Raw genomic sequence first — 12,749 nt, 5'->3', positions numbered from 1 at the left:
CGAAATCGTTACCATGCATTGCAAACAGGGCGTCGATGCGTTGCCGAGGGGATATTTTCTGTGCTAGATCATCGCCTCCGCCCTTTGGGGTGCTCGTATTTTTACACTCACAACCAACATAGCGCAAAAACCATGACTGAACTGAAGTCTGATTTTCTCCGCGTCATGAATGACCGCGGTTACATCCACCAATGTACTGATCTTGAAGGGCTTGATGCCTATGCGTCAGAAAAAAAGGTGGTGTGCTATGTGGGCTATGATTGCACCGCAGACAGCCTGCATGTCGGGTCGCTTGTTTCGATCATGATGCTGCGCTGGTTGCAGAAAACCGGCCACAAGCCGATTGTCCTGATGGGCGGCGGTACGACCCGTGTTGGTGATCCGACCGGCCGTGATGATGCCCGCCCGGTTCTGACCGATGAAATTATTGCCGCCAATATGGCCGGTATCAAAAAGGTGTTTCAGCAGTTCCTGACCTTTGGCGATGGCCCGACCGATGCGGTCATGGTCAACAATGCCGACTGGCTGGACAAGATCAATTACATCGAATTCCTGCGTGATTTCGGGCGTCATTTCTCGGTCAACCGGATGCTGAGCTTTGATTCCGTCAAGCTGCGTCTGGAACGTGAACAGTCGCTGAGCTTCCTTGAATTCAACTACATGATCCTGCAGGCCTATGACTTTGTCGAACTGCAGCGCAAATATGGCTGTGTGCTTCAGATGGGCGGTTCGGACCAGTGGGGCAATATCGTCAATGGGGTCGAGCTTGGCCGTCGTGTGGATGACAGTGCATTGTTTGGCCTGACCACGCCGCTTATGACCACCGCATCAGGTGCGAAGATGGGCAAGACGGCATCGGGTGCGGTGTGGCTGAACGAGGAACGCCTGTCGGCGTATGATTATTACCAGTTCTGGCGCAACAGCGAAGACGCCGACGTGATCAAATTCATGCGTCTGTTCACCGAGCTGTCGCTTGAACAGATTGCCGAATATGAAAAGTTCGAAGGGGCCGAGATCAACGAAGCCAAGAAAATCCTGGCGTTCGAAGCGGTCAAGCTGTGCCGTGGGGAGGAAGCCGCCCTTGCGGCAGCAGAAACCGCGCGCAAGACATTTGAGGAAGGTGTTCTGGCCGACGACCTTCCGACTGTCGAAGTTCCGAAATCGGAAATTGATGCGGGTATCGCGGCATTTGATCTGTTCCGTCGTGCCGACCTTGCCAAATCGGGGGGCGAAGCGCGCCGCCTGATCAAGGGCGGTGGTGCCAAGATCAATGACGAGAAAGTCGATGATGAAAACATCATCATTGGCGGTGATGCGGTCAATTCTGATGGCGTGATCAAGCTTTCGGCGGGTAAAAAACGCCACGTTCTGATCAAGCCGGTTTGACCCAGCCACCCGGTTTTTTCGGATTGAATATCAAAGGCCCCGGGCATGCGTCCGGGGTCTTTGTTTATTTCATCCTGGTTCAGCGCCGGTTATCAGATTGCGGAACACGCCCGGCACAAAGGTCGATAACGGATTGACCGTGACTTCCGGGTCTTCAAGTGCGCCTTCGATGGTGTAGGTCGGGGCGAAAATACCGCCGCCTTCCTCGCCCACCAGCAAATCCCCCAGAAGCGGTATCGCACCAAGGGCGGAATTAAGCGCATAGATCGGAACGATTGACCCCGCCAGCCGGATTTCGGCCTTTGCCATGTCAATCGAGCCATTGCTGGTCACGCCAACCGCCGAGCCGTTGGCGGCAAATTTGCTGAGCGCGAGCACATCATTGGCATAGGTGAAATCGCCGTTCAGTTCGTCAAAGGCAATGCCGTTTCCGCCCAGCACATCGGCAAGACCGGTAAGCGATGCCGCGCCCAGAACACGGGCGGCAAGCGGTGCATTCACCGCCCGGAAAGCCGTGATATTGACCTTGCCCGTGAAGGGTTGCGACCATGTGCTATCATCAACCGTCCCCTCGATGGCAAGCGCGCCCCCCAGAAGATTCTCGTACAAATCCACCGCACGCAGGAACTTGCCGGCATCTTCGCTGGTCAGGCGGACATTTCGCGTTTTCGCATCCTTGCGTTCGACCTGGACAAAGACGTTTGACCGATCCCCCAAGGTGCCGTTCAGAACCAGTCCGTCCCATTCATCGCCAACGACGTGAATGGAACCTTCAAGATCGCCAAGCAATTCGGAATTGGCCATGATCACCTGATCAATCGACAGGAAGATATCGGTCTTCCCGCCAACGCGCGAGGCATTCTGCCCGATGCCGCCACTATTGGGGCTTTCGACGGGGCCGGGATCACGCGGCGCATCGTCATCGGCGATCCATGGCTGCGCATCGGCCTGACGGGCGGCGATTTCAACCTCGCGGTTTTCGCCGGTCTGGTTAAGCAGGATCGATCCATCGCGCAGAACGGGACGGTCCCCCTTGATCAGAAATTCGGAGGCTTCGAGCCGGATATCCATCGCATCGAAATCCCCCGCCGGGCTGGCCGGTTTTTGCGCGCCGTCCTTTGGGCTGTCTTCGACGAAGGAACGCAGATCAAACTGATTACCCTTGAGATCGACCAGAAGCTTGCCCCCCTGATCAACCGTGATGGCCCCGGATACGGCAAGGTTTTCGCGGAACCGGGTATCATTCAGATTGATGGTGAACTTATCGGCAATCGGGCTGTCGCCGCGCCAGCGCCCCTTGGCCTTGGCGACCAGTTCAGGTGCCATCAGATCAAACGACCGGACTTCACCCGCCCCATTGGCCTTGACGGTCAGGTCAAACGCAAGGCCGGCATCCTGCCCCGGTGTTTTGTGATAATCGACCATATCAAGCTTAATGTCGGCGGCAGACAGGCTGGTTTGTGCCTTGATCACGACATCGCGGCTGCGCAGATGTTCGATGGTGACCTTGCCGGTGGCGACACCGCTTGCATAGGGATCAGCGGCAAAGCCGACCTGTTCCAACGCGGCAAGATCAAGATCGCCTTCAAGGTCATAGTGGCTGATGACGGGCGTATCATCGGCAAAGCTTTCGATCCATTTGATGTTTGTTCGGCCCTTGCCAATCGCGGCCTCGCCCGACAGTTCGAGCCCCTTGGTATTGACCTGCAATTCAAAGGTGCCATCGGAAAGATCAAGATCGCGGAACGCATCGGTAATCGCGGCATTTTCGATGCGCGAGGCAGCGGCGACCTCGACATCATCGAAAGACAGGTCTTTGAGCAACGGGAAATGCAGTTTCACGCGGGTTGCCTGTTCGCCATCGACCTGTGCGGGATCGATGCCAAGCTTGGTTGCGAAACCAAGCGGTTCTTCATCAATCATTTCAAGCACATTGCGCGCGCCGCCGTGGGCGACAACCTCGATATCGGCCATTTCGGTGTCGGTATCAAGCTGCGAGAAAACAAGCGTTGCCTCGTCAACCACGATCCCGTCAGCTTCGCCTTCATTAACGAAAATGCTGAAACTCGACTGATCAAACTCCGCCCGTCCGCCGGCCCCCAGAACCGATGGCATATCGCCAAGGTAATGCACGGTAACACCGGTCATGTTCATTTCGCCGTCCAGATGATCGACAACGATGTTTCCGGTTTCGTCCTGATGCAGTCTGGTGCGCAGTTCGGCCTGATGAACGATCCCGTCTGTCAGGTTTTCAACCACCCAGGTGCGTGCATTATGGCCAATGGTTTCGGGCCACAATTGCGGCAGGTCATTGGTCCGCACATCGGTTGCCGTCGCGATGATATCGATGGCCCACTGGCCAAGCGGGTTTAGCGCAACACCTTTGAGCACCACGGCGGTTTCCCCGGCTTCGATCCGGACGTCATCAAAGCTCAGCCGACCGGGTACGAAGCTCAGATCCGCCTTGCCACCGGTGACATGATAGGAAGCGGTCATGGGGGCGGGAAAATCAACCCGCCCGACCCCAAGATCAAGATCGGTGCCAAGTTCGATCACGCTGCCATCCGCGCCAAGTTTTGCGGTGACACGTCCGGTTACCGGCACCTCGATCCCGGCCAGATCGGCAAACATATCGGAAATGCTGGTCAGTTGTGATGGAACGACTTCGCCCAGATCGACCGCCATATCGATTTCTTCGATCCGGCTGTCATATTCGGCGGTGACATTCACATCGGTCGAGACCGTCCCGGCATTGACCTTCATCGTCGCATCCGCGTGGATGCCCATGGGTTTGCGCGACAGTCGGATATCGGCAGACGGTGCAGACCAGACGATATCAAGCGCCTCGTCACGTACTTGAAGATCCGCGCCAGACACCCCGAACGATTCAAAATAGGCTGCTGCCGGGAAATCGGCGGCCTCGCCCGACAGGATCGCAACGATTTCGCGCATTGCACTGCTGCCGTCGCGGATGCCGCGCTGTGCATCGCTTAACGGTTGATCGGGATCGGGCGATGGGTTTTCCGAGGCGGTTGGCATCGGCATGGTTACGACGGGTTGATCGGGATTGTTCTGGGCTGGTGCCGTACCTGCAACGTCATCTGCGCTATCGGTTTCTGCCGCAGGCACAGCTACCGTATCAGATTTCACCGCATCCGTGGTTTCGCGGCTTGCCTGTTCGTTCGCGGTATAGCCGATATCGATCTTGCCATCGGCACGGCGCACAAGGCGTAATTTGGGGCCGATCAGGTTGAGTTCGCGCAGCGCCAGAACGCCGTCAAACAATGCGCGGCTGGAAAACACCACGTCGGCCTCTGGAACATGCAGCATTTCATTGTCCGCACCGTCGCGGACCGAAACATCGCGCAATCGGATATCGAACCGTTCCTGCCATCCGCGCCAGAACAGGACCATATCGCCGACATCGAAACGGGTATCGCCGCTGCTTTCGTTCAGCTCGGCCACGACATACGGTACGAGACGATGCAGGGAAACCGGGCCTTGCGAGATGCGCCAGACCAGTACACCAAGGAAAACGCCGACAAACAGGACCACGGCAGCAAGAAGCAGCCCACACCAGCCGGTAAAGATTTTGATGCGACGCACCTGCCTAGATATCCCGAATTTACGATGCCATGAATGACTTTTCAATCAATGCAATAACGCCGTCAAGCCAATGAAGTTTCGCGGATGGCGAAAAACCTAATAAATGTAAACTGATACTGTTTCCCTGTCGCCTTTTTGGTATCGTCGGAAACAAAGGAAACAATCTGTGTCATGTCCTGCCCCTGACCGGATGCCGGAAATAGCCCGCAAAGCACGACAAGCCAAGGGATAGCCCGGTTCGACGTCCAAGAGCAATAACAAGAGCAACACAAGGAAAGCAAAAAGTGTCTCTTTCCTGGATTACACCTGATCTGCCGAAACCCTTCGATGCGGATCGCTGCAATAACGGTTTCGAAAGATGGTCAGCACTTGCCGATCGTCCCGTCTTTGAACATCTGGCACAACAGATTGGCGACATTGCGGCCAACAGCCCGAAAAAAGATGTTCTGGCGGCAATGTTTGGCAATAGCCCGTACCTGACAAACCTGTGCCTGCGCGATCCCGATATCGTCTGTCTGACTTTTGATCAGGGACTTGACGTTGCCTTTGACGCCGCCCTTGATCCGGTGCGCAAAAGTGCCAATGCCAGCGCCCTGGATCAGGCAAACACCATGGCCGAAGTGCGCAAGGCGAAACGCCGGGCGGCTTTGGTTATTGCAATGGCCGATATCTGCAAGGCCTGGACGCTTGATAAAATCACGAGCGCGATTAGCACCACAGCCGAGGTCACGCTTGAATTCGCCTTGGCGCATTGCCTTTCGGCAACGGCCAGACAGCGCAAATTCGACCTGCCCCATCCCGATGATCCGTTGCGCGATTGCGGGATATTTGCGATTGGCATGGGAAAGCTTGGCGCCAAAGAGCTTAACTATTCATCCGATATCGACCTGATCTTCCTTTATGATCACGAGGTCGTCACCTATATCGACCCGGACCGTTTGCAGCAGGATCTGGTACGGATGGTGCGCGATGTCACGCGCATCATGGAAGAACGCACCGGTGATGGCTATGTTTTCCGCACCGATCTGCGCCTGCGCCCCGATCCGGCATCCACCCCGCCGATCCTGTCGATGCTGGCGGCTGAAACCTATTACGAGACGGTTGGTCAGAACTGGGAACGTGCGGCCATGATCAAAGCACGTATCGTTGCAGGCGACAAAAAATCAGGGGATATATTCCTTGAAATATTGCGCCCTTATGTCTGGCGCAAGCATCTTGATTTCCTTGCCATTCAGGACATTCATTCGATCAAACGCCAGATCAACGCCCACAAGGGTGGCAGCAAGGTCGTGATTCCGGGCCACAATATCAAGCTTGGCCGTGGCGGCATTCGCGAGATCGAATTTTTCGCCCAGACCCAGCAACTGATCTGGGGCGGGCGCGAGGTTGCGCTGCGCTGCAAGGCGACCTGTGACGCGCTGCGCGAATTGACCGAATTTGGCCAGATTACCGAACAGGTTCGCGACGAAATGCTTGTCGCCTATGAGTTTTTGCGCACCGTCGAACATCGTTTGCAAATGACAAACGACCAGCAGACGCAGACATTGCCCGACAATGACGAAGGACTGCACGGGCTTGCGACCTTCCTTGGCTATGCCACGCTTGATGGTTTCAAAGCCGATCTGTTGCATCATCTGCGCAAGGTCGAAAGCAATTATGCCGAACTTTTCGAAGATGATATTCCCCTGGTCGCATCCGACGGCAATCTTGTCTTTACCGGAACCGAAGACGACCCTGATACACTTGAAAATCTGCGCCAGATGGGGTTCGAGAACCCGACCAATGTTTCGGTCACGGTGCGCGGATGGCATCACGGGCGTTATCGTGCCACCCGGTCAAGGCGGGCACGTGAAATCCTGACCGAGCTGATGCCGACCCTGTTGAAGGCATTGTCGCAAACCACCAACCCGGACATGGCGTTTCGCGCCTTTGATGAATTCCTCAAAGGGCTGCCTGCTGGCGTTCAGCTTTTCTCGTTGCTGACGGCAAATCCGGAACTGCTTGAGCTTCTGGCGCAGATTGCCGGTACGGCACCGCGCATGGCCAAATATCTGGGGCGCAATGCCGGGGTGCTTGATTATGTTCTGATGTCGGGCTTCCACGACGAACTGCCCGATGCCGATACGATGCTTGAGGAACTCAACAGCCTTCTTTCGCGCGAGGATATGGTCGAAGACTGGCTTGATACCGCACGGCGCTGGGCGAACGATCAGAAGTTCCGCATCGATGTGCAAACCATCCAGAACCGCCATACCCCGCATCAGGCAGGCCGGGCATTGGCCGATGTCGCCGATGTGGCCATTCGCGCGCTTTTCCCGCGCATTGCCGATGATTTTGCGCAAAAGCATGGCAAGTTTGACGATGGCGGGCTTGCGGTCTTTGCGCTTGGCAAACATGGCGGGCAGGAACTTTCGCCCGGTTCCGATCTTGATATGATCTTTGTCTATGAAGTGCCCGAGGATGCCGAAGAATCAAATGGCGAAAAGCCGCTTAGCCCCGGCCATTATTACATCCGGCTCAGCCAGCGTTACATCAACGCCCTATCGGCACCGACGGCCGAGGGGGTCCTGTTTGAAACCGACCTTCGCCTGCGCCCCAGCGGCAACAAGGGACCACTTGCCACCCATTTCAAAAGTTTCGAGGCCTATCAGCTTAACGAAGCATGGACGTGGGAGCATATGGCACTGACCCGGTTACGTCCGGTTTATGGCCCGCAAGCCCTGTGTGACAGGGTCATGGAAACCACCAATTCGGTGTTGCAGAAAAAGCGCAATCCCGATGATCTTCTGCGCGATGTTTATGACATGCGCAACCGCATGGATGCCGGCAAGGGGGATAGCCACCCCTGGGCGATCAAGATGCGGCGCGGCGGGTTGGTTGATCTGGAATTCATTGCGCAATATCTGCAACTGGCGCATGCCCATACCCATCCCGAAATCCTGTCGCCCACCACGCGCGAGGTTTTCAAAAACCTGTCATCCGCCGGGATACTGGAGGCCGAAGAAGCAACCTTCCTTGCCAATGCCGGATCATTCTGGCTGGCGTTGCAGGCAATGCTGCGCCTGACGACCGAAGGGCCGTTTGATCCCGCAAATGCCAGTACCGATTTGCGCCGTATGCTCGCACGCGCCGGGCAATGCGATGATTTCGATGCCCTTCAGGCCAAGCTTGACGAAACAGCAGGCCGGATCAAGGCGATCTATGATCGTCTGATTACCGAACCGGCCGAAAAACTTCCGCCCCGTTCGGAATGAGCAGAGTGATCCGGAACAATTTGCAATGCTTATAAGGTTTTGTATTTTCGCAAGCACGGTCTGGAGAAACTTCCTGACATGGCTTTCCGAAGCTGGTCAGGGACGTGCAACTTTGAACAAGGATAGAACAATGGCACTTGATGTTGGTGACAAAGCCCCTGATTTCGACCTGCCGACCGACGGCGGCGGTTCGGTCAAATTATCGGACCTTAAGGGCAAACCGGTTGTGATCTATTTCTATCCCAAGGATATGACGCCGGGTTGCACGACGGAATCGTGCGAATTCCGCGATGCCGAACCCGATTTCAGCGCGGTCAACGCCCAGATCATCGGTATTTCCAAGGACAGTGCCAACAGTCACGACAAGTTCAAGGCCAAACATGACCTGAACTTTATTCTTGCATCGGATGAACACAGCACGACCTGCGAGGATTACGGCACCTGGACCGAAAAAAGCATGTATGGCAAAAAATTCATGGGAATCGAGCGCAGCACCTTTGTCATTGATGGTGATGGCGTGATCCGGAATGTCTGGCGCAAGGTAAAGGTCAAGAACCACGTGGCAGAGGTTCTTGCCGCGGTCAAAGCACTGTAATTTACCGCCCCAGTCTTACGAATAGGGACCGGTCGGATGAGAATCCGGCCGGTTTTGCATTTTTATAACAATTAAAAACGGATATTTTTCAGGCACCTAATAAACCCTACCCTTATTCAATATGTTGCCTTGCCTTGTTTGTCGGGCTAAGAATCCGGATATGGGAGTATAAGGTGTATCGATTTTTACACTTCCTGGTGTATGGCGAACGACCGGGGAACCGGCAAGGCAGGGTAAAACAATGAACAAGAATGTTATCGATCTCGACGATCAGATGCTCGCCGATTTCCGTGATGAGGCGAACGACATCGTCAACAGCATCGGCGTGCATCTTCAGAATGCGCGCAGCAAATCCGATCCGGCGATCCTGACATCGATCCAGCGCGAAATTTTCAATCTTCGATACAAGGGCAAGTCGGTTAACGCGCCGCTGGTCAATCTGACCAGCCACCGTCTTGCAGATTATGTCACGACATGCCGCGAACTGACCGAGGACGCGATTGCCGATATTCAGGCCTTTATCGACAAGATCGAGGGACTGCTGGATGGTGACATGTCCGGTGGCGGTGCCGATTCAGCCGAATTCGTGCGCGAACTGCCGTCCAAACGTGCCCCTGACATTGATCCGAACTGGCTTAAAAAGACCAATGTCGAAGCCCTTCTGGTCATTCCGCAACGTTCCATGTCAGCCATTGTCGAACGCGAACTGGCGGCTTGCGGTTATCGCTGTTCGGTCACGCAAAGCTCGTTTGAGGCGATTGAACTTGCCGTGCGCACCCGCCCGGATTTCATCATCGTTGCCAAAACCATTGATGAGCTTGGCGGTGTTGACGTTGCCAGTGCGTTGCAGGCCATGCCGAAAACCCGCAGCATTCCGACCGCGGTTCTGACATCGGATGCCCCGAACCACCCGTCCCTTCAGGACCTGCCATGCCGAACCGCGATCATCCGTAAAGGCCCGGCCTTTGGCGAAGATCTGGCCGAAGCACTGGCGCGCTTCAACATTACCTAAGACATCATCGATATATCCGGGTTTGACAGGGCGACCGTGATTTTTCCGGTCGCCCTTTTTCGTACCATCACCATGCCGGGATTGACCCGTTATCCTGCACATGGCACAGAATGCCGATATTCCTTCATTTTCCGGAAAAGCCTCATGTCCCGCCTGACCCTTGCCGAAGCAGCCAAACGCGCCCTTCTGACGGCGGATGCCACGGAAAAAGCCGATGTCACCGCCGAAATGGCGGCGATGTGGCGCAATGGCGAGATTACCGAGGTGGGTTCAACCGATCTTCCAGATCGCCCCGGACGCCCGGCAAAACCGGAACTGCTGCCGCCCAACAAAATGCCCAAACGCAAAAAAGGCAGCGTTCAGGGCCGCATCGGGCTTCTGCATGCACTGGCCCATATCGAACTTAATGCCATCGATCTGGCGTGGGATCTTTGCGTGCGGTTTCCCGAAGCCGACATGCCCAAGCATTTTCACGATGCCTGGGTTCAGGTTGCCGACGACGAAGCCCGTCATTTCAAGATGATCAACAAACGTCTGGGTGAAATGGATGCGGCCTATGGCGATTTGCCTGCCCATGATGGCCTGTGGCAAACATCGATGGACACGGCCTATGACATTCTGCCGCGTCTGGCGGTCGTTCCGATGGTGTTCGAGGCACGCGGCCTTGATGCCACCCCGCCGACCATCGAACGGTTGCTGTCGCATGGGGATACCGAAAGTGCGCGCATCCTTAAAATCATCGCCCATGATGAAATCGCCCATGTTGCGGCGGGGCGTAAATATTATGAATATGTCTGCGATCAGCGCAGCCTGCCCTATTACACGACATGGCATGACATGCTGCGCAAACATTTCCGCGGCCCGCTTAAACCACCCTTTAACGACGAAGCCCGATATGAAGCCGGAATGCCGCCCGATTATTATCAGGACTATGTTCTGGAACTGCCGGGCGAGGATGAATAGGGGCAGGGCCGATGCGGTTTTTATCCCGTTCCTTGATACATCGCAAAGTTTAGAACCATATTATCCTATACCCTTCCTGCGCGCTTAATGCATGCCCGCTACCGGTGGGCATAAAATCATTCCGCAAGGAGGATATGAGCATGCCTGCTACCATGAAGGCCGCCGTTGTGCGGGAATTCGGCAAGCCATTGTCGATTGAGGAAGTCACCGTCCCCAAAGTCACGCCCGGCAAAATTCTTGTAAAGATCACGGCATCCGGCGTTTGCCATACCGATCTTCACGCTGCCGAAGGCGACTGGCCGGTCAAGCCGAACCCGCCCTTTATCCCCGGCCATGAAGGTGTGGGCATCGTTGCAGAAGTTGGCGAAGGCGTCACATCGGTCAAGGAAGGCGACCGGGTTGGTGTGCCGTGGCTGCATTCGGCCTGCGGGCATTGCCATCACTGCATTACCGGTTGGGAAACACTTTGCGGCGAACAGCTTAATACCGGTTATTCGGTCAATGGCGGGTTTGCCGAATATGTTCTTGCCGATCCGAACTATGTCGGCCACCTGCCCGATCCGCTTGAATTTGGCAATGCGGCACCGGTGCTTTGCGCCGGGGTCACGGTTTACAAGGGGCTTAAGGAAACCGAATGCAAACCGGGCGAAACCGTTGTCATTTCCGGTGTCGGCGGGCTTGGTCACATGGCCGTGCAATATGCCAAGGCCATGGGCATGAAGGTGATCGCAGTTGATATCAGCCCGGAAAAACTGAAACTTGCCAAGGACCTTGGCGCTGATTGGGTTCTGAATGCCAAAGAAACCGACGTGGTTGCCGAAGTGCAAAAACAGATGGGCGGGGCGAACGGGGTTCTGGTAACTGCCGTTTCCAAATCCGCCTTTGCGCAAGGTGTTGGCATGCTGGGCCGTCATGGCACGATGGCATTGTGCGGCCTGCCGCCCGGCAAGTTCGAGCTTGATATCTTTGACACCGTCCTGTCGCGCAAAACCATTCGCGGCTCCATCGTCGGTACACGTGCCGACCTTCAGGAAGCATTGGAATTTGCGGGCGATGGCAAGGTGCATTCGCACTTCACCACCGAACCGATGGAAAATATCAATTCGATCTTTGATCGCATGCGGGCCGGAACCATTGATGGCCGTATCGTGATGTCGATCTGATCAACCCGATTTATCGCTGAAATAGCCAAAGGGCCGCCCTGAAAAGACGGCCCTTTGGCATTTCACCACATTTTATTTCAAATCCTGCCCGCTTAGCGGATCTTCGCTGTAATAACGCACCGGCACCGCATCGCCAACGATGTTGCCCACCCGCCTAATCCAAGCGGCAAGCCCATCGTAAAGCACCATATCCAGATCGGCTTCATGCGCCAGATGCGTGTAGGCATAAACTGCGATATCCGCGACGGAATAGCGCGAATTTGCGAGGAAATCCTGATGACTTAAGTGACGGTCAAGCATCGCCAGCACATTTTTGGCGCTAGCACGTCGGTTTGGTAGCTGTGCATGATTGGCGTCATTTTTTCCCGTCAAATTCCAGTATCGCAAGCTTGCGATAGTTGCCTGAACATAGTCAGCTTCGAAAAACAGCCACTGGCAGACCTTGGCGCGCTCAAAGGCGTCCGAGGGCAAATAATCCGTTCCATCCGCCAGATAAAGAAGGATGGCATTGGATTCAGCAATAAAGCGCCCATCATCAAGTTCAAGCACCGGCACCGACCCCGCCGGGTTCATTTTATAGAACCCATCGGTATGGCTTTCACCGGCAAAAATCGAAACCCATTGTGTTTGGTATTCACGGCCCAGATGGGCGCAAAGCTGTCGTATCTTCCACGCGTTTTGTGATCCGGCATAATCATAAAGCTTCATCAGATGAGACCTTTCAGGCAAAGAAATAGCGTTCCGGCACATGATCCGCCGGTCGTTACTCA

Annotated in this window: 8 protein-coding genes; 6 read left to right on the top strand and 2 right to left on the bottom strand. The window is 55.3% G+C overall.

Annotated elements, in window-relative coordinates:
- Positions 1 to 132 precede the first annotated feature (132 nt).
- On the top strand, positions 133 to 1,386 hold the full coding sequence (gene tyrS / locus SMB34_RS04890) for a tyrosine--tRNA ligase (protein WP_007090264.1): 1,254 nt from the start codon (positions 133 to 135) through the stop codon (positions 1,384 to 1,386).
- A 69-nt stretch (positions 1,387 to 1,455) separates the two neighbouring features.
- Here the strand turns inward: tyrS and SMB34_RS04885 are convergent, their stop codons facing one another.
- Positions 1,456 to 4,992, bottom strand: coding sequence for a YhdP family protein (locus tag SMB34_RS04885; protein ID WP_037988056.1), 3,537 nt, complete (start codon positions 4,990 to 4,992; stop codon positions 1,456 to 1,458).
- A gap of 284 nt (positions 4,993 to 5,276) precedes the next feature.
- Here SMB34_RS04885 and SMB34_RS04880 point away from each other — a divergent pair, with 284 nt between their 5' ends.
- The 5 genes from SMB34_RS04880 (at position 5,277) to adhP (ending at position 11,979) form a co-directional block, all read left to right on the top strand.
- Positions 5,277 to 8,246 carry a bifunctional [glutamine synthetase] adenylyltransferase/[glutamine synthetase]-adenylyl-L-tyrosine phosphorylase gene (locus SMB34_RS04880; protein WP_037988055.1) on the top strand — a complete coding sequence of 990 codons (2,970 nt, stop codon included), beginning with the start codon at positions 5,277 to 5,279 and terminating at the stop codon, positions 8,244 to 8,246.
- A 130-nt stretch (positions 8,247 to 8,376) separates the two neighbouring features.
- Positions 8,377 to 8,841, top strand: coding sequence for a thioredoxin-dependent thiol peroxidase (gene bcp / locus SMB34_RS04875; protein WP_037988052.1), 465 nt, complete (start codon positions 8,377 to 8,379; stop codon positions 8,839 to 8,841).
- Positions 8,842 to 9,082: 241 nt separating this feature from the next.
- The gene (locus SMB34_RS04870; protein WP_037988051.1) at positions 9,083 to 9,853 is read left to right on the top strand and encodes a response regulator; all 771 of its coding nucleotides are present in this window, start codon (positions 9,083 to 9,085) and stop codon (positions 9,851 to 9,853) included.
- Positions 9,854 to 9,997: 144 nt separating this feature from the next.
- Positions 9,998 to 10,816 (top strand): ferritin-like domain-containing protein, encoded by an 819-nt coding sequence (locus SMB34_RS04865; protein ID WP_037988101.1) that lies wholly within the window; start codon positions 9,998 to 10,000, stop codon positions 10,814 to 10,816.
- A 140-nt stretch (positions 10,817 to 10,956) separates the two neighbouring features.
- Entirely contained in the window at positions 10,957 to 11,979 is a 1,023-nt protein-coding gene (gene adhP / locus SMB34_RS04860) for an alcohol dehydrogenase AdhP (RefSeq protein WP_007090270.1), read from the top strand.
- Between the two features lie 72 nt (positions 11,980 to 12,051).
- On the opposite strand, the gene SMB34_RS04855 is transcribed toward adhP, so the two are convergent.
- The gene (locus SMB34_RS04855; protein ID WP_205618036.1) at positions 12,052 to 12,687 is read right to left on the bottom strand and encodes a glutathione S-transferase family protein; all 636 of its coding nucleotides are present in this window, start codon (positions 12,685 to 12,687) and stop codon (positions 12,052 to 12,054) included.
- Between the last annotated feature and the right edge of the window lie 62 nt (positions 12,688 to 12,749).

This window comes from Thalassospira permensis NBRC 106175 (assembly GCF_000714555.1).
Taxonomy (GTDB): Bacteria; Pseudomonadota; Alphaproteobacteria; order Rhodospirillales; family Thalassospiraceae; genus Thalassospira; species Thalassospira xiamenensis.
This window is presented reverse-complemented; position numbering and strand designations above follow the sequence as displayed.

Excerpts from the sequence above, each read along its gene's own strand:
- tyrS (WP_007090264.1), top strand. The coding sequence starts at position 133 with ATGACTGAACTGAAGTCTGATTTTCTCCGCGTCATGAATGACCGCGGT.
- bcp (WP_037988052.1), top strand. The coding sequence starts at position 8,377 with ATGGCACTTGATGTTGGTGACAAAGCCCCTGATTTCGACCTGCCGACC.
- SMB34_RS04870 (WP_037988051.1), top strand. The coding sequence starts at position 9,083 with ATGAACAAGAATGTTATCGATCTCGACGATCAGATGCTCGCCGATTTC.
- SMB34_RS04865 (WP_037988101.1), top strand. The coding sequence starts at position 9,998 with ATGTCCCGCCTGACCCTTGCCGAAGCAGCCAAACGCGCCCTTCTGACG.
- adhP (WP_007090270.1), top strand. The coding sequence starts at position 10,957 with ATGCCTGCTACCATGAAGGCCGCCGTTGTGCGGGAATTCGGCAAGCCA.
- SMB34_RS04855 (WP_205618036.1), bottom strand. The coding sequence starts at position 12,687 with ATGAAGCTTTATGATTATGCCGGATCACAAAACGCGTGGAAGATACGA.